Annotated in this window: 13 protein-coding genes and 1 pseudogene; 5 read left to right on the top strand and 9 right to left on the bottom strand. The window is 67.4% G+C overall.

From position 1 onward, the window contains the following. Window positions 1-171: 171 nt before the first annotated feature. From purB to G7A98_RS00190, 5 genes are all read right to left on the bottom strand, one after another. Window positions 172-1536, bottom strand: a complete 1365-nt coding sequence (purB, locus tag G7A98_RS00210) for an adenylosuccinate lyase (RefSeq protein ID WP_163647481.1) — start codon at window positions 1534-1536, stop codon at window positions 172-174. A 63-nt stretch (window positions 1537-1599) separates the two neighbouring features. Further along, window positions 1600-2238 carry a high frequency lysogenization protein HflD gene (hflD, locus tag G7A98_RS00205; protein WP_163647480.1) on the bottom strand — a complete coding sequence of 213 codons (639 nt, stop codon included), beginning with the start codon at window positions 2236-2238 and terminating at the stop codon, window positions 1600-1602. Continuing rightward, window positions 2235-3362: a tRNA 2-thiouridine(34) synthase MnmA gene (gene mnmA / locus G7A98_RS00200; protein WP_163647479.1), complete on the bottom strand. Its 1128-nt coding sequence runs from the start codon at window positions 3360-3362 to the stop codon at window positions 2235-2237. Before mnmA ends, hflD begins: the two co-directional genes overlap by 4 nt. A 75-nt stretch (window positions 3363-3437) precedes the next feature. Then, the gene (locus G7A98_RS00195) at window positions 3438-3887 is read right to left on the bottom strand and encodes an NUDIX hydrolase (protein ID WP_163647478.1); all 450 of its coding nucleotides are present in this window, start codon (window positions 3885-3887) and stop codon (window positions 3438-3440) included. Further along, window positions 3884-4498: a pseudouridine synthase gene (locus G7A98_RS00190; RefSeq protein WP_163647477.1), complete on the bottom strand. Its 615-nt coding sequence runs from the start codon at window positions 4496-4498 to the stop codon at window positions 3884-3886. The genes G7A98_RS00195 and G7A98_RS00190 overlap by 4 nt, the downstream gene beginning before the upstream one ends. Before the next feature lie 271 nt (window positions 4499-4769). On the opposite strand from G7A98_RS00190, the gene G7A98_RS00185 reads away from it, so the two are divergent. From G7A98_RS00185 to clpA, 3 genes are all read left to right on the top strand, one after another. Continuing rightward, complete coding sequence (locus G7A98_RS00185) at window positions 4770-7001, top strand: NADP-dependent isocitrate dehydrogenase (RefSeq protein WP_163647476.1); 2232 nt, start codon at window positions 4770-4772, stop codon at window positions 6999-7001. A gap of 286 nt (window positions 7002-7287) precedes the next feature. Beyond that, window positions 7288-7617, top strand: a complete 330-nt coding sequence (gene clpS, locus G7A98_RS00180) for an ATP-dependent Clp protease adapter ClpS (RefSeq protein ID WP_224421403.1) — start codon at window positions 7288-7290, stop codon at window positions 7615-7617. 96 nt (window positions 7618-7713) lie between these two features. Next, the gene (clpA, locus tag G7A98_RS00175) at window positions 7714-9978 is read left to right on the top strand and encodes an ATP-dependent Clp protease ATP-binding subunit ClpA (protein ID WP_163647475.1); all 2265 of its coding nucleotides are present in this window, start codon (window positions 7714-7716) and stop codon (window positions 9976-9978) included. Window positions 9979-10222: 244 nt separating this feature from the next. Here the strand turns inward: clpA and infA are convergent, their stop codons facing one another. From infA to aat, 3 genes are all read right to left on the bottom strand, one after another. After that, on the bottom strand, window positions 10223-10441 hold the full coding sequence (gene infA, locus G7A98_RS00170; protein ID WP_013332816.1) for a translation initiation factor IF-1: 219 nt from the start codon (window positions 10439-10441) through the stop codon (window positions 10223-10225). 119 nt (window positions 10442-10560) lie between these two features. Then, the gene (locus G7A98_RS00165) at window positions 10561-11307 is read right to left on the bottom strand and encodes an arginyltransferase (protein ID WP_163647474.1); all 747 of its coding nucleotides are present in this window, start codon (window positions 11305-11307) and stop codon (window positions 10561-10563) included. Then, complete coding sequence (aat, locus tag G7A98_RS00160; protein ID WP_163647473.1) at window positions 11297-12019, bottom strand: leucyl/phenylalanyl-tRNA--protein transferase; 723 nt, start codon at window positions 12017-12019, stop codon at window positions 11297-11299. The genes G7A98_RS00165 and aat overlap by 11 nt, the downstream gene beginning before the upstream one ends. A gap of 180 nt (window positions 12020-12199) precedes the next feature. Here aat and G7A98_RS00155 point away from each other — a divergent pair, with 180 nt between their 5' ends. Next, a complete protein-coding gene (locus G7A98_RS00155) occupies window positions 12200-15460 on the top strand; it encodes a DNA translocase FtsK 4TM domain-containing protein (protein ID WP_240464633.1) in 3261 nt (1086 codons plus the stop codon). A gap of 76 nt (window positions 15461-15536) precedes the next feature. Next, window positions 15537-16172, top strand: a complete 636-nt coding sequence (gene lolA / locus G7A98_RS00150) for an outer membrane lipoprotein chaperone LolA (protein ID WP_163647472.1) — start codon at window positions 15537-15539, stop codon at window positions 16170-16172. 387 nt (window positions 16173-16559) lie between these two features. Here lolA and G7A98_RS00145 read toward each other — a convergent pair. After that, window positions 16560-17540: pseudogene (locus tag G7A98_RS00145) on the bottom strand (IS1380 family transposase); the annotation flags it as partial. Window positions 17541-17582: the final 42 nt, after the last annotated feature.

Genomic DNA, 17582 nt, shown 5'->3' with positions numbered 1-17582 from the left:
TGGCTTCGAGTCGCGGCTTTTCCGGCAACCGGCCTGTACGAGGGCGCTGTGAACCCTTCCCTGGGCGCTACTTTTTCCATCCCTGGAAAAAGACCCTCTTCAGGCCTGTTCCCGGCGCCGCTTACCATACTGGCGCTCGGCGCTCGGCGCTCGGCGCTCGGCGCTCGGCGCTTACAGCTGGCGCGCCTGCTCCGCGGCGTTGCCCACATAGGTGGCCGGCGAGAGCGCCTTGAGCTCGGCCTTGACCGCCTCGGGCAGTTCCAGTGTGTCGATGAAGGCGGCGAAGCCGGCCTGGTCGATGCGCTTGCCGCGGGTCAGCTCCTTGAGCTTCTCGTAGGGCTTCTCGATGCCGTAGCGGCGCATCACCGTCTGGATCGGCTCGGCCAGCACTTCCCAGCTGTTGTCGAGGTCCTCGGCCAGGCGCGCCGGGTTGGCCTCGAGCTTGCCGACGCCCTTGAGCGTCGCCTGGTAGGCGATCAGCCCGTAGGCCAGGCCCACGCCCAGGTTGCGCAGCACCGTGGAATCGGTGAGGTCACGCTGCCAGCGCGAGATCGGCAGCTTCTGCGCCAGATGGGTGAGCAGGGCGTTGGCCAGCCCCAGGTTGCCCTCGGAGTTCTCGAAGTCGATCGGGTTGACCTTGTGCGGCATGGTCGAGGAGCCGATCTCGCCGGCGACGGTGCGCTGCTTGAAGTAGCCCAGCGAGATGTAGCCCCAGACGTCGCGGTCGAAGTCGATGAGGATGGTGTTGAAGCGGCAGACGGCGTCGAACAGCTCGGCGATGTAGTCGTGGGGTTCGATCTGGGTGGTATAGGGGTTGAAGGTCAGCCCCAGGCCCTCGACGAAGAGGCGCGCGTTTTCCGCCCAGTCGATCTCCGGGTAGGTGGCCAGATGGGCGTTGTAGTTGCCCACCGCGCCGTTGATCTTGCCGAGGATCTCGGCGGCCTCGATCTGGCGGAGCTGGCGCTTCAGGCGATAGGCGACGTTGGCCATCTCCTTGCCCAGGGTGGTGGGGCTGGCGGTCTGGCCATGGGTGCGCGAGAGCATCGGCTGGTCGGCGTGCTCGTGAGCCAGGCGCTCGACGGCGGCGGCCACCTCGCGCAGGGTCGGCAGCAGGGCGTCGAGCCCGTCGCGCAGCATCACCCCGTAGGAGAGGTTGTTGATGTCCTCGCTGGTGCAGGCGAAGTGGATGAACTCGGTGACCGCGTGCAGCTCGGGAACCCCGGCGACCTGCTCCTTGAGGAAGTATTCCACCGCCTTGACGTCATGGTTGGTGGTGCGCTCGATCTCCTTGATGCGCTCGGCATCGGCGACCGAGAACTCATCGACGAGCCGGCCGAGAAAGGCCGTGGCCTCGGCCGACAGGGGCGGGACCTCGGTGATCTGCGGGTGCGCGGCGAGGCGCTCCAGCCAGCGGACCTCGACGGTGACGCGGGCGCGGATCAGGCCGAATTCACTGAAGTGCTCGCGCAGCGGCTCGGCCTTGGAGGCGTAGCGGCCGTCGACGGGGGAAAGGGCGGTGAGCGGAGAGAGCTGCATGGTATCGTCCGGTATCTCGGGGCGCCGTGACGGCGGCGCCAAACGGTTGGCGAAAAGGCGTGTTCAGCGCCACTGCTCCAGGGCCTTGCGCATGGCGCCGCGCTGGAACAGCAGCTTCCAGCGGCGGCCGCCCTGCTGGTGCCAGAGCAGGGCGAAGCGGATGCCGGAGAGCAGGGCGGTGCGGACGCGCTCGGGCATCATGCGCTGCTGCAGCAGGCTGGGCTCGCCCTGGACCACGATGCGCTGGCGGAAGGTCGAGATGGTGTCCTGATAGAGCTCGCCGAGGCTGGCCACCACGTTCTCGTGGGTCTCGCCGAAGTGCTCGGCCTGCCCCTGGATGCGGCTCAGCCGCTCGCCCAGGGTGTCCATCATGGCGTCCTGCTGGCGCAGCTTCTGCATCAGCATCAGCAGCGTGAAGCCGTAGCGCAGCACGTTGGGGTCGGTGCGCTGGCGAGCGACGATGGCCTCGAGCACGTCCAGCCCCAGGCGCAGGTTGTTGGGGTGGCCGCCGTAGATGGCCTCGAAGGAGGCGGGGTTGGTATCCAGCGTGGCCCGCAGCTGGGTGTCCCAGGCCCGCGCGTCGCACTGCCCCTGACGGGCCAGCTGGTCGACCAGGGCGGCGGCCTGGAAGACCCCGGCCAGGGCCAGGGTCTGTCGTGACACGGGGTCGTCGGGGGCCGTGTGGATCGGGGTGGCGTTCATGCGGCCAGCGTCTCCCGTTGCCAGGTGTCGCGAATCACGCCGCCGCCGAGGCAGACGTCGTCGTCGTAGAGCACCAGCGACTGGCCCGGCGTCACCGCGCGCTGCGGCTCGTCGAAGTGAACCTCCACGCCGCCATCGTCGCGGGTGCGCATGCGGCAGGGCACGTCGGTCTGGCGGTAGCGGGTCTTGGCGGTGAGACGTGCCTCGGCGGCCGGTGGCTGCCCGGCGATCCAGTCCATCGCCTCGGTGACCAGCGCATCGCTGTACAGCAGCGGATGGTGCTTGCCCTGGACCACGATCAGCACGTTGCGCTCGAGGTCCTTGTCGGCGACGTACCAGGGCGCGTCCGGATAGTCGGCCAGCCCGCCGATGCCCAGCCCCTGGCGCTGGCCGAGGGTGTAGTACATCAGCCCCATGTGCTCGCCGATGTCGTCGCCCTCGGGGGTCTCGATGCGTCCCGGCTGGGCCGGCAGGTACTGCTGCAGGAAGTCGCGGAAGCGGCGCTCGCCGATGAAGCAGATGCCGGTGGAATCCTTCTTGCGCGCGGTGACCAGGTCATGGCGCTCGGCGAGCTCGCGCACCCGGGGCTTTTCCAGCTCGCCGACCGGGAACAGGGTGCGGGCGATCGCGGCCTCGGGCACGGCGTGCAGGAAATAGCTCTGGTCCTTGTTGGCATCGAGTCCCTTGAGCAGGCGCGCCCGACCGTCGCGCTCGCCGCGGCGCACGTAGTGGCCGGTGGCGATTGCCTCGGCACCCAGCATCTCGGCGTATTCGAGAAACACCTTGAACTTGATCTCGCGGTTGCACAGCACATCCGGGTTGGGGGTGCGCCCGGCGCGATACTCGGCGAGGAAGTGCTCGAAGACGTTGTCCCAGTACTCGGCGGCGAAATTGGCGGTGTGCAGGGGGATGCCCAGCTTGTCGCACACCGCCTGGGCGTCCGCCAGGTCTTCCTTCGCGGTGCAGTATTCGGTGCCGTCGTCCTCGTCCCAGTTCTTCATGAACAGGCCCTCGACCCGATAGCCCTGTTCGAGCAGCAACAGGGCCGAGACGGAGGAGTCGACACCGCCGGACATGCCGACGATGACCTTGCCGGTGGCTGAAGGCGCCGTAGCTTGGGGCATAACGTCCCTCGAGTGGAACAGGGGTGAATCGCAGTGGCGCGGATTATACCCGAAACCGGACGCGGGCTTCGAGCGTCAGCCTTCGTGGATGACCGACAGCGGGAAGCGCCGCCCCGCGCGATAGTCGCGGATCCGGGTGAGCACCAGCGGGCTGCGCAGGCGCCCCTCCTGCGCCAGGGACTCGATCTCCTCGGGACGCAGCCAGTGCGCGCCGAGGATGCCATCATCGAGCGGTGTCTCGTGCGCGGCCCGGGGCCGGGCGATGAAGCCGTGGCTGTGAAAGACCAGGCCGTCGGCGGCGGTGAAGATGTACAGCCCCAGATAAGCGGTGATGGCCACGTCCCAGGCGGTTTCCTCGCGGGTCTCGCGACGTGCGGCCTCGATCAGGCGCTCGCCCGGCTCCAGGTGGCCGGCGGGCTGGTTGAACTGGCTGGCCGGGCCGCCGCGGTCCTCCTCCACCAGCAGGAAGCGGTCGTCACGGGGGATCACCGTGGCGACGGTGACGCGCGGGGACCAGCGGCTCATGAGCGCGACCTCCGCCGGCGGGTGTCCGGGGCTCGCTTGCCCGGGGGGCGCGACCGTGGCGTCGCCGGGGCATGCAGGGTTTCCTTGCGCCACTGCCCCGGTGCCAGGCCGTCGAGCCGCCAGGGGCCGATCGCCACGCGGATCAGGCGCAGGGTGGGGTGGCCGACATGGGCCGTCATGCGCCGGACCTGGCGATTGCGGCCCTCGTCGATGGTCAGTTCGAGCCAGCGGGTGGGGATGCCGGCACGCTGGCGGATCGGCGGGTCGCGCGGCGCCACCTCCGGCGCGGCCAGCCGCTTCACCCGGGCGGGGCGGGTGGGTCCGTCATTGAGGGTCACGCCGCGGCGCAGGGCCTCGAGAGCGTCGTCGTCCGGCGTGCCCTCGACCTGGACCCAGTAGGTCTTGGGCTGCTTGTGGCGCGGGTGGCTGATGCGCTGGATCAGGGCACCGTCGTCGGTGAGCAGCAGCAGGCCCTCGGAATCGTAGTCGAGTCGGCCGGCGGCATAGATGCCGGGCACGTCGATGGCCTCGGCCAGGGTTGCTCGTCCGCGTTCGTCGGTGAACTGCGAGAGCATGCGGTAGGGCTTGTGCAGCAGATAGAGGGCGCTCATGGCGGGGGCGGCTCGTTGCTCGGAGAATTGTCGACATTGTTCATGCGGACCCGGGCCGGCACTGTTATACTGCGGCCCGACCGCAGGGATACCAGCGCCGAACCGCGAACCGGGGCATCTCCGGACGCCCGCTCGACGGGGTGGCCCGGGCGCCCACCCAGTCTACCGCAATCGGGCCGGCCGCTCGCCGGTGATGTCGGGGGCCGCGGGCCCGGTTGGCAGCGACGCCGCTTTCTTGCAATCGCAGCGACACAGAGAGGTTAACGCAACGATGTCCAAATCGCCGAAGATCATCTACACGCTCACCGACGAGGCCCCGGCACTGGCGACCCATTCCCTGTTGCCGATCATCGACGCCTTCACCGACCCGGCCGGCATCGACGTCGAGACGCGCGACATCTCTCTGGCGGGTCGCATCATTTCCCTGTTTCCCGACTACCTCAGCGAGGAACAGCGCATCGCCGATGACCTGGCCGAGCTGGGCGAGCTGACCAAGGCGCCGGAAGCCAACATCATCAAGCTGCCCAACATCAGCGCTTCCGTGCCCCAGCTCAAGGCGGCCATCAAGGAACTGCAGTCCCAGGGCTACAAGCTGCCCGACTACCCGGAAGACCCCCGTGACGATACCGAGCGCGACATCAAGGCGCGCTACGACCGCGTCAAGGGCAGTGCGGTCAATCCGGTGCTGCGCGAGGGCAACTCCGATCGTCGCGCGCCGCAGTCGGTCAAGAATTTCGCCCGCAAGTACCCGCATCGCCTGGGCGAGTGGAGCGCCGACTCCCGCTCCCACGTCTCCCACATGAGCGACGGTGATTTCTACGCCAGCGAGACGTCCGCGGTCATGGCGGCCGAGGGCAGCGTCAAGGTCACGCTTCACGGCGCCGACGGCAACGTCACGGTGCTCAAGGAGGCCGTGCCGGTACTGGCCGGCGAGGTGATCGATGCCGCGGTGATGAGCTCGCAGGCGCTGCGTCGCTTCGTCGCCGAGGCCATCGAGGATGCCAAGTCGCAGGACGTGCTGTTCTCGCTGCACCTCAAGGCGACCATGATGAAGGTTTCCGATCCGATCATGTTCGGCATCGTGGTCTCCGAGTTCTACAAGGAGGTGCTGGCCAAGTACGCCGACGATCTCAAGCAGGTCGGCTTCGACCCCAACAACGGCATCGGCGACCTCTACGCCACCATCCAGTCGCTGGCCGAGGACAAGCGCCAGGCCATCGAGTCCGACATCCAGGCGTTGTACGCCGAGCGCCCGTCACTGGCGATGGTCAACTCGCACAAGGGCATCACCAACCTGCACGTGCCCTCTGATGTGATCATCGATGCCTCGATGCCGGCGATGATCCGCGACTCGGGCAAGATGTGGGGCGCCGACGACGCCCTGCACGACACCAAGGCGGTGATTCCCGACCGCTGCTATGCCGGCATCTATCAGGTGGCGATCGAGGACTGCAAGGAGAATGGCGCCTTGGATCCGACCACCATGGGCAGCGTGCCCAACGTCGGCCTGATGGCCCAGAAGGCCGAGGAGTACGGTTCCCACGACAAGACCTTCCAGATTCCGGCCGCCGGCACCGTGCGCGTCACCGACGCCCAGGACAATGTGGTCTTCGAGCACAGGGTCGAGGAGGGCGACATCTGGCGCATGTGCCAGACCAAGGACGCCCCCATTCAGGACTGGGTCAAGCTGGCCGTGGCGCGTGCCCGCGACAGCCAGACGCCGGCGGTGTTCTGGCTCGATGCCAACCGGGGTCACGATGCCCAGCTGATCGAGAAGGTCGAGCGTTATCTGAAGGATCACGACACCGACGGCCTGGATATCCGCATCATGACCCCGGAAGACGCCATGCGCTTCTCGCTGGAGCGGATCCGTGCCGGCAAGGACACCATCTCCGTGACCGGCAACGTGCTGCGTGACTACCTGACCGACCTGTTCCCGATCATGGAGCTGGGTACCAGCGCCAAGATGCTCTCCATCGTGCCGCTGATGAACGGCGGTGGCCTGTTCGAGACCGGGGCGGGCGGCAGCGCGCCCAAGCACGTCCAGCAGTTCCTGGAAGAGAACCACCTGCGCTGGGATTCGCTGGGCGAGTTCCTGGCCCTGGCCGCCTCGCTCGAGCATCTGGGCAAGACCTTCGACAATGCCCGGGCGCGGGTGCTGGCCAAGGCGCTGGACCAGGCCAACGGCGAGTTCCTCGACAGCAACAAGTCGCCCTCGCGCAAGGTCGGCGAGATCGACAATCGCGGCAGCCACTTCTACCTGGCGCTCTACTGGGCCAAGGCCGTGGCCGCCCAGGATGACGACGCCGAGCTCAAGGCTCAGTTCGCCGAGCTGGCCCGTAAGCTCGAGGAAAACGAGGACGCCATCCTGGCCGAGCTCAACGGCGTGCAGGGTCAGCCGGTGGATATCCGCGGCTACTATCATCCCGACTACGCACTGACCAGCCAGGCCATGCGTCCCAGCAAGACGCTCAACGACGCCCTGGGTGTCGTCAAGGACTGAGTCTTCGCTGGCTGAGCATCCCGAATCCCCGCTCGCTCGGCGAGCGGGGTTTTTTTGTTGCCCCCCTTGCAAGGTGACGGTTGCGGACGCATCTTGCAGGGAACCCCGAAGCCGTGGCCGCGTCTCATGTTCATGGAGCACGCGCCCTGCTTTCGGCTTGTACAGATGGATTCTGGCTCTTATGTTCAATAGAGACGAGACAATGTCGATGACCGCGGTGGCGTCATGGCTCGCGACAGGAAAGGAGGGGCTTGTGCCGATCCCGGGAGCGGCGATTACCGCCGGGATGACGCGACCGCCGGGCCCCGAGGAGGAGGGCGAAGGCGAGCTCGCCACCCGCCCGGCGGAGCCGAAACTCGAGGAGCCGCCGCGCTACAAGGTGGTGCTCCACAACGACGATTACACGCCCATGGAATTCGTCGTCGAGGTGCTGCAGACCTTCTTCTACATGGACCACGAGAAAGCCGTGCAGATCATGATGGCGGTCCATACCCAGGGCAAGGCGACCTGCGGCATCTATACCCGCGACATCGCGGAGACCAAGAGCCACCAGGTCAACGAATACGCGCGAGAATGCCAGCATCCACTGCTGTGCGACATCGACAGGGCCGACTGACGCCTGGCAACGTGACAGTCAGGGGTTGCGAAAGACTCCAAAGTGCCCGATTGTGAAAGTGCCGACGATGCCCGAGGCGGCGAGAAGGGGACTGCCATGCTGAGCAAAGAACTTGAACTCACCCTGAACACGGCCTTCACGGTGGCGCGCTCCAAGCGGCATGAATTCATGACCGTCGAGCATCTGCTGCTGGCCCTGCTGGACAATGCGTCGGCCGCCGATGTGCTGCGTGCCTGCGGCGCCAGCCTCGACAAGCTGCGTTCCGACCTGCAGGACTTCATCAACTCCACGACGCCGCTGATTCCCGAGGATCAGGAGGATCGCGAGACCCAGCCGACCCTGGGGTTCCAGCGTGTGCTGCAGCGCGCCGTCTTCCACGTGCAGTCCTCCGGCAAGTCCGAGGTCACCGGCGCCAACGTGCTGGTGGCGATCTTCTCCGAGCAGGAAAGCCAGGCCGTCTATTTCCTGAAGCAGCAGAACGTGGCCCGCGTCGATGCGGTCAACTACATAGCCCATGGCATCTCCAAGGTGGCCGGCCACGGACAGAACCCGTCGCCGTCCCAGGAAGCCGAAGAGGGGGAAGAGGGTATGAGCGAAGGCAATGCCCACCCGTTGACCGGCTACGCGACCAACCTCAACGAGCAGGCGCGTCTCGGCAAGATCGACCCCCTGATCGGTCGCGATCACGAACTCGAGCGTACCGTGCAGATCCTGGCGCGGCGGCGCAAGAACAACCCGCTGCTGGTCGGAGAGGCCGGGGTCGGCAAGACGGCGATCGCCGAGGGGCTGGCCAAGCGCATCGTCGAGGAGGACGTGCCCGACGTCATCAGCGATGCCGTGGTCTATGCGCTGGACATGGGCGCGTTGCTGGCCGGCACCAAGTACCGTGGCGACTTCGAGAAGCGCCTCAAGGCGCTGCTCGCCGAGCTCAAGAAGCAGCCCAATGCCATCCTGTTCATCGACGAGATTCATACGGTGATCGGCGCCGGCGCGGCCTCCGGCGGCGTGATGGATGCCTCCAACCTGCTCAAGCCGCTGCTCTCCTCCGGCGAGCTGCGCTGCATCGGGTCGACCACCTTCCAGGAATTCCGCGGCATCTTCGAGAAGGATCGCGCCCTGGCGCGGCGGTTCCAGAAGGTCGATGTGCTCGAGCCCACGGTCGAGGACACCATCCGTATCCTCAAGGGGCTGCGCGGGCGCTTCGAGGAGCACCATCAGCTCAAGTACACCGACGGGGCGCTGGACAGCGCCGTGCGCCTGGCGGACCGCTACATCAACGACCGCCACCTGCCCGACAAGGCGATCGACGTGATCGACGAGGCCGGCGCACATCAGCGCCTGCTGCCGCCCGAGATGCGGGTCGCGACCATCGACACCGAGCAGGTCGAGGCGGTGGTGGCGTCGATCGCGCGGATTCCGCCGAAGAGCGTTTCCTCGTCGGATCGCAAGCTGCTCTCCAACCTGGACCGTGACCTGAAGATGCTGGTCTTCGGTCAGGACGAGGCCATCGACAGCCTGGCGGCGGCGATCAAGCTCTCGCGGGCGGGGCTCAAGTCTCCCGACAAGCCGGTGGGCAGCTTCCTGTTCGCCGGGCCGACCGGGGTCGGCAAGACCGAGGTGGCCCGCCAGCTTGCCCAGCTGATGGGTATCTCGCTGGTGCGCTTCGACATGTCGGAGTACATGGAACGGCACACCGTGTCGCGGCTGATCGGTGCCCCTCCCGGCTACGTCGGCTACGATCAGGGCGGCCTGCTGACCGAGGCGGTCACCAAGCAGCCGCACTGCGTGCTGCTGCTCGACGAGATCGAGAAGGCGCATCCCGAGGTCTTCAACCTGCTGCTGCAGGTGATGGACCATGGCCGCCTGACCGACAACAATGGCCGCGAGGCGGACTTCCGCCACGTGATCCTGATCATGACCTCGAATGCCGGTGCCGAGCAGATTGCCCGTCGCTCGATCGGCTTCCAGACCCAGGATCACTCCACGGACGGCATGGAGATGATTCGCAAGACCTTCACGCCGGAGTTCCGCAACCGCCTGGACGGCATCATCCAGTTCCACGGCCTGGCCCCGGATATCGTGCGCAACGTGGTCGACAAGTTCCTGGTCGAACTGCAGGCCCAGCTCGACGAGAAGCGTGTCCAGCTGGACGTGGACGATGCCGCCAAGGCCTGGCTGGCCGACAAGGGCTACGATCCCGAGATGGGGGCACGGCCGATGGCGCGCGTGATTCAGGAGAAGCTCAAGAAGCCGCTGGCGGAACTCATCCTGTTCGGCGAGCTGGCCGAGCACGGCGGTCTGGTGCACGTCACCGTGGAAGGCGACGAGCTGCATCTGGCCACGGAAGCCGAGGTCGCCTGACGGCGTCGGCTTCCGGCATCCGGACTAGGGGCCGGCCCTCGGCCCCGGGCCCGCCTTCACGATCCGCGCCTCGTCTTCGGACGGGGCGTTTTTCATGGCGAGTCAGGCGGGGTCATGCATCGGTGCCGGAGAGAATGGCGTACACCGGGTCGCCAGTGCCGGCTGGCCGCGGTCGAGTGGAGTCAGACCACAGAGGCCTGTGGCGCCACGCTGCCGCGGCGACAAGGGGGCGGTGGAGGCGCGTTCAGCGAGAACGGTAGACGATGCGGCCCTTGGAGAGGTCGTAGGGCGTCAGTTCGACCTTGACCTTGTCACCGGTCAGGATACGGATGTAGTTCTTGCGCATCTTGCCGGAAATGTGTGCGGTGACGACATGGCCGTTTTCCAGCTCGACGCGAAACATGGTGTTGGGCAGCGTGTCGACGACGACACCTTCCATTTCGATATGATCTTCTCGTGCCATATAGGCGAACCCTCGATGGTGGACTAGGTCATCACGATGACGTCGTTGGCATGCTGCGACGCCGTCATCGATCAAGATAGCCCGATATTTTGCCGCATGCCGCGCGTCAAGGCAAAGAATCAGCGCTGTCGCCGCGGAATCGCCCGGCGCCAGTGACGGCCATCAAGAAACTCGAGCGGCTGGAAGGCCTGCTTGTAGTTCATCTTCGATGACTCGCGGATCCAGTACCCCAGGTAGACGTGCGCCAGGCCCAGGCGGCGGGCCAGCTCGATCTGGTAAAGGACGGCATGAGTGCCCAGCGAGCGCCGGGCGTATTCGGCATCGGGGTCGAAGAAGGTGTAGATCGCCGACAGGCCGTGACCGAGGGTGTCGATGGCGGCGACACCGAGCAGCTGCCCGTTCAGGCGGAACTCCAGCAGCCGCGCATAGGGATGATCCAGGGTCAGGAAGGTCCGATACTGCTCGTGGCTCGGCGGATACATGTCGCCGTCAGCATGGCGGGTGCGAATGTAGCGCGCATACAGGGCATAGTGTTCGGGGTCGAAGACGGCGGGCCGGTCGTGCCACTCCAGATCGGCATTGCGCTGCTGGATCTTGCGCTGCGTGCGGCTGGGGGCGAAGTCGGCCACCGGGATGCGCACCGAAATGCAGGCACTGCAGCCTTCGCAGTGCGGGCGATAGAGGTGGCGCCCGCTGCGCCGGAAGCCGAGCAGCGCCAGCGAGTCGTAGACGCCCTGCCCGGGTGATTCCTGCGGGTCGAGAAACAGCGTCGTCGCCTCGCGACCGGGCAGGTAACTGCAGGCGTGGGGGACGGTCAGGAAGAAGCGCAGATCCCTGGCCGGCTGCCGCGGCGTACTACTGCTCACGATCTCGGCCTCCCGAATGGCAACAAGGTGGCGGGGCCAGTGCCCAGGATTCCGCCGGCAGGGCGGCGTATTGCTCAAGATAGTCGATGAATGCCTCGCGGGCGATTTCCCGGGCGCCCAGGCTGGCCAGGTGAGGGGTGGGCATCTGACAGTCGATCAGGCCGCCGCCCTGGGCCTGCAGCCGACGTGCCAGATGCACCAGGGCGACCTTGGAGGCATCGCTCTCGCGACTGAACATCGACTCGCCGAAGAACATGCGTCCCAGCGCCACGCCGTAGAGGCCGCCGACCAGCTGCCCGTCACGCCAGACTTCCACCGAGTGCGCGTGGCCCATCGCGTGCAGGCGTCGGTAGGCGGTCTGCATGGCGGCGGTGATCCAGGTGCCGTCGGCATCATCTCGTGGCGCGGCGCAGGCGGCGATGACGTCGGCGAAGCACTGGTCGCGGCTGACCGTGAAACCGCCGTTGCGCAGCCGCTTGGCGAGGCTGCGCCGCACCCGGATCTCCTCGGGAAACAGTACCAGACGGGGTGTCGGGCACCACCAGAGGATCGGCTGATCGTCGCTGAACCAGGGAAAGATGCCGCGCCGGTAGGCGGCCAGCAGCCACTCGGGGGTGAGGGCGCCGCCGGCGGCCAGCAGGCCCGGCGGCTCGTCGAGGGCGTCGGCGATGTCGGGAAACTGCACGGGGGATTCGGCTAGCCAGGGCAACATGGGATGGCAGGTCTCGTGATCCAGGGGGGTTGGCGACAAGTGTGCCGCCGCTAACCGCTGCGCTCAATGGCCGGCCGGCCCCCTGTGCCCGCCGGGCCTGGCTCGGTATGATGACGGGCATGGAACGGGGCGGCGCCCGCGGGGCTCGCCGTTGCCGAGGACGGAAAGGGAGAAGGCCTTTTGCGCAAGACATCGTCTGAAGGGCGTCGCCAGAGCGCCGCCCAGGCCCGGGAACGGGCGCGTCGGTTCGGCCTGCGGTTGCAGGGTGCGACGCGGGAGGGCGCGGTGATCGTGCTGCTCGCGACGTGCATCTTTCTGCTGCTGGCCCTGTTCAGCTATTCCCCCGTGGATCCCGGCTGGTCGCACAGCGGGCCGGAGCAGGCGGTGAGCAACTGGATGGGGGCCTTCGGTGCCTGGCTGTCCGACGTGCTCTATTCGCTGTTCGGGGCCAGCGCCCTGTGGTGGCCCGGGATGCTGGGCTTCGCCGCCTGGCGCCTGATGCGCCGTCGCGAGGTGCGCCTGGAGTGGGATGCCACGGCGCTGGCGGTGCGGGCCGGCGGGCTGGTGCTGCTGGTCATGGCCACCACCAGCCTCGGGGCGCTGCATTTCTACAACCCGCACAGCGACCTGCCCTATCAGGCCGGCGGCATCCTCGGCGAAGGGCTCTCCGGTGCCCTGACGCCCACGGTGGGGCGGCGCGGGGCCACGCTGGTCGCGCTGGTCGCCTTCCTGGCCGGCTTCCCGCTGTTCTCCGGGCTGTCGTGGCTGACGGTCATGGACGAACTGGGGCTGCGCTTTCATCGCGGCCTGCAGTGGCTGAGTGGCCAGTTCGGCCTGGCGCGCGAGGCGCTGCCCCGTCGCCGCGAGAGCGATGCGGCCGGCGAGGCAGAGGATGCCTCGATGTCCGGGCCGGAGGAGGACGCGGCGGCCGACGCCGAGCCCACTCGCCGGTGGTGGCAGCGGCGGCGCGAGGAGCCGGCGCTGGCCGGCGGACCGCGCCAGGAGCCCAACCTGGGCGACATCGGCGGAGCCCCGGCCGAGCCCGACGGGCCCCCGCAGACGGCCTCCCGCGAACGCGCCCGCGAAGACACCAGCACCGAGATTCCCTGGGATGTCCCCGAGCGCACGCCCTCGGCCAAACACGCGGGCGCGGCCTCTACGACCGACGCGCCGGCCTCATCGAGCGCCCTCGAGTCTTCCCGCGACGCCGGGGCGGCCTCCTCACCACGGCAAACGGCCGATGCGCAGGAGTCGAGGCCCGAGTCGTCGGCACGGCAGGCGGCTGATCTGCAAGAGTCGAGGCCCGAGCCCCCCGCACGCCAGATAGACGACGAGCCGGCGGCCCGCCCCGAGCCGTCGCTGGAGACGCGGCGCCGCGAGCCGTCGATCAACCTGGAGGCGGCGGCTGCCACCCCGGCGCGCCAGGACAATGCCCCGCCGGAACCGGTGCTGCCCGACGACGAGCCGATCATCCCCGCCAGCCTGTCGCGGCCGCTCCGGGATGAGCCACCGGCAACGTCGGCTCGCGACCGTACCGAAGCGGCGCCGAAGAACGAATCGACCGCCAGCGCGCACTCGCCGGTGCCGCCAGCCGAGACGCCGACGCGCGATGAACGCCCGGCGCCGGCCGAGCCCGAGCCTGCCACGCCGCCTGAGGCGCCGGCTGCTCGTGAGCCCGCCGTCCGCGCCGATCACAGGCCCGCCGCACACGCGGAGGCACATGACGACACCCCACCCGACCGACAGGCCGAGGCGTCGGTGCCGCCTCCCACGGCACGCGAACCCGAGAGGGAGGTGTCCGATGTCGGCGAGCCGCGCATCGCCGGCGCGGAGCAGGCCCGGGAAGCGGCCCGCGACCCGGGTGGCCCGGCGCTGTGGACGGTCGAGCATCTGCAGAACCAGCGCCCGGTGCTGGATGACCTGCCCGAGCCGGACGGCGACTTCCCGTCGCTGCGCCTGCTTACGCCGCCCGATCCGCACCAGCCCAACTACACCCCGGAGCAGCTGGCCGACATGGCCGAGCTGCTCGAGACGCGCCTGCGCGAGTACGGCGTCAAGGCCGAGGTGGTCGAGACCTGGCCGGGGCCGGTGATCACGCGCTTCGAGATCAAGCCGGCGGCCGGGGTGAAGGTCTCCAAGATCAGCAACCTGGCCAAGGACCTGGCGCGCTCGCTGATGGTCAAGAGCGTGCGCGTGGTCGAGGTGATCCCGGGGCGGCCCACCGTGGGCATCGAGATTCCCAACCCCAACCGGGCGATGATCCGGCTGCGCGAGGTGATCGACTCCGACGCCTACCAGCAGGCCGCCTCGCCGCTGACCCTGGCGCTGGGGCACGACATCGGCGGCGCCCCGGTGGTCGCCAACCTCGGCAAGATGCCGCACCTGCTGGTCGCCGGTACCACCGGCTCGGGCAAGTCCGTCGGCGTCAACGGCATGCTGATCTCGATGCTGCTCAAGGCGACCCCCGAGGACGTGCGGATGATCATGGTCGACCCCAAGATGCTGGAGCTGTCGGTCTACGACGGCATCCCGCACCTGCTGGCGCCGGTGGTCACCGATATGAAGGAGGCCGCCAACGGTCTGCGCTGGTGCGTGGCGGAGATGGAACGCCGCTACAAGCTGATGGCGGCGATGGGGGTGCGCAACATCGCCGGTTTCAACGCCAAGCTCGACGAGGCCGAGCGCGCCGGCGCCCAGGTCGCCGACCCGCTGTGGGAGCCGCAGCCCTGGCAGATGCACGAACAGCCGCCGGTACTCGAGAAGCTGCCCTACATCGTGGTGGTGATCGACGAGTTCGCCGACATGTTCATGATCGTCGGCAAGAAGGTCGAGGAGCTGATCGCGCGGCTGGCCCAGAAGGCGCGTGCGGCGGGCATCCACCTGATTCTCGCCACCCAGCGGCCGTCGGTGGATGTGGTCACCGGCCTGATCAAGGCCAACATACCCACGCGGATGGCCTTCCAGGTCTCGTCCAAGGTCGATTCGCGGACCATCCTCGATCAGGGCGGCGCGGAGGCCCTGCTCGGCCACGGCGACATGCTCTACCTGCCGGCCGGCGCCGGCATGCCGACCCGCGTCCATGGTGCCTTCGTCGACGACGACGAGGTGCACCGGGTGGTCGAGGACTGGAAGCGTCGCGGCGAGCCGGAGTACATCGAGGAGATCCTGTCCGGCGGCGTCTCCGCCGATGCCCTGACCGGCCTGGAGGCCGAGGGTGGCGGCGACGGCGACGATGCCGAGCAGGACGCGCTCTACGACGAGGCGGTGATGTTCGTCACCGAGTCGCGCCGGGCCTCGATCTCCGCCGTGCAGCGGCGTTTCAAGATCGGCTACAACCGCGCCGCGCGACTGGTCGAGGCCATGGAGGCCGCCGGCGTGGTGTCGTCGATGGGCACCAATGGCAGCCGCGAGGTACTGGCGCCGCCGCCGGTGGGGGATTGAACCCCGGCGGCCGCGCTGCGGTCCATGAGACACACGGGTGCGAGCCACCCGGGTCCATCATTACCAAGGAGATGGCATGAAAGGGTTCAAGACACTGATGACGGTCGGCCTGCTGCTGTTGCTGGCGCCGCTGGCGGCCAGCGCCGATTCGCGGGCGGCGGACCGGCTGGCGACGCTGCTCGAGCCGCTGGACAGCTACGTCGCCGACTTCGACCAGCAGATCCTCGACAGCAGCGGCAACCGCCTGCAGGAAGCCAAGGGGCGGATGTGGCTGTCGCGTCCCGGCAAGTTCCGCTGGGAGGTGGATGCCCCCTACGAGCAGCTGGTGATCTCCGCGGGCGAGGAGGTCACCCTCTATGACCCGGACCTGGAACAGGCCACGGTGCAGGCGCTGGACCAGCGGGTGACCCATACCCCGGCCCTGCTGCTCTCCGGCAGCGCCGACGAGCTGACCGGCAGCTACGACGTCACCCGTCGCCAGCAGGGCAGCAGCGAGACCTTCACCCTGGTACCCAAGGCCCCCGATACCCTCTTCGAGGAGCTGCAGATGACCTTCCGTGGCGAGGCGCTGGACCTGCTGCAGATGACCGACAGCACCGGGCAGCGTACCGCCATCGAGTTCGACAACGTGCGCATGAACGAGCCGCTGGACGACAGCCGCTTTACCTTCGCGATCCCCGCGGGCACCGACGTGATCCGCGATACGCAGTAATCCCGGGCTACGCCCGGAGCTGTAAGCTATAAGCTTTCCTGATTACGTACGACGCTCAGCTGTGCTACGAAAGCCATCGAAAAATCCTTAATTTTCAAAAATATATGATCATCACTGCATTGGAGGTGCCGGTCTGGGTCAAAATTCACGATGTGGGTTTTTCTCCGCATGAGCTTGAATCGTAGGCGTTTAGGTGGCAAATCCTCCAGCGTGGTTGAGTTTAATGCGTAATCAGGAAAATGTTGGCACGTCTATCGCGTTCCGGTGAGCTGACGCCGGTATGGGTCCCCACGCCGGAGCAGGAGGCGGTGCGCGACCTGACGCGGGCTCGCTGTGGAACTGCTCGTGAGTGGCATGCGCCTGGTAGCGCTGGATCACCGCCTGCGGTGCCTCGTCCAGGCTGGTCCACCAGCCTTCCAGTTCATAGTCCGGTTCGATCAGCAGCTGGCCATCGCGATCGGCGGTGCGCTCGACCAGGCGCATCACACGCTTGACGACGTATTCGACCTTGTCGTCATCGCGGATTGAGACGGTCTGCGTCCACAGCGCCTGGCGCTTACCCGGGCGCAGCTCCTCCCAGTAGTCCCCGGCCACGGCCAGCCAGGTGGCCAGGTCTTCCTTGGCCGAGCGGCGCGGGTTCCACTTGACGAGATAGTCCAGCACGCGCCCGTCCTCGGCGCAGGCCCGGCGTTGCTGTTCAAGCAGCGCCAGATGCGCCTGGCTGTCGAAGCCGCTGTCCTCACGCAGCAGGAGGGGCTGTTCGGTCAGGCCCTGGGCGCGGGGCAGCACCCGCTCCAGGAAGGCGTTGCTCTCCTTCATGGTGTGCTGCTTGCCGGGACGCAGTTCCAGGCCCAGACACCAGCCTTCATTGCCCAGATAAGCGGCGATCGGGGTGTAGCCATCGACCTTCTGGTAGGTCCGCGAGACGCCTTCCTTCTTGGAGTTGCTGTTGTCCATGACGAAGGTGTCGATGTCCAGGCAGACGTGTGTCGTCTCGGCGGTGATCGGTGCCTTGGCCAGCGACAGCAGCGTCGTGGACCAGGACGCGGTACTCTCCTGAAGCCCTTGGGTGGCGAGCTTCTCCAGGCGTTGGCGCAGCGTCGCCGTGCTGGGCACCTTGTGCAGGTTGAGCAAGTGCTTGAACGATTTGTCCTGACGGAAGTTCTCGATGGCATCGAAGTCACTCATGCCCAGACACAGCAGCCCCAGATAGGCCTTGACGATGTCACTGTTACGCACTCCTTGCGAGATGGGGAAGCGACTGTCGAGGCTGTCGATACCGGCCATCTCGACGCACTGGCCGATGATCGAGAGGCCGGCATGGCTGGTGAGGGTACGACCACTGGCGCGGAACTGGATGTTGGGCATGGTACGCTACGGGTGAAGGGCTGATTTGACGATATTACCATG

This window comes from Modicisalibacter sp. 'Wilcox' (assembly GCF_010993675.1).
In the GTDB taxonomy this organism is placed as follows: domain Bacteria; phylum Pseudomonadota; class Gammaproteobacteria; order Pseudomonadales; family Halomonadaceae; genus Modicisalibacter; species Modicisalibacter tunisiensis.
This window is presented reverse-complemented; position numbering and strand designations above follow the sequence as displayed.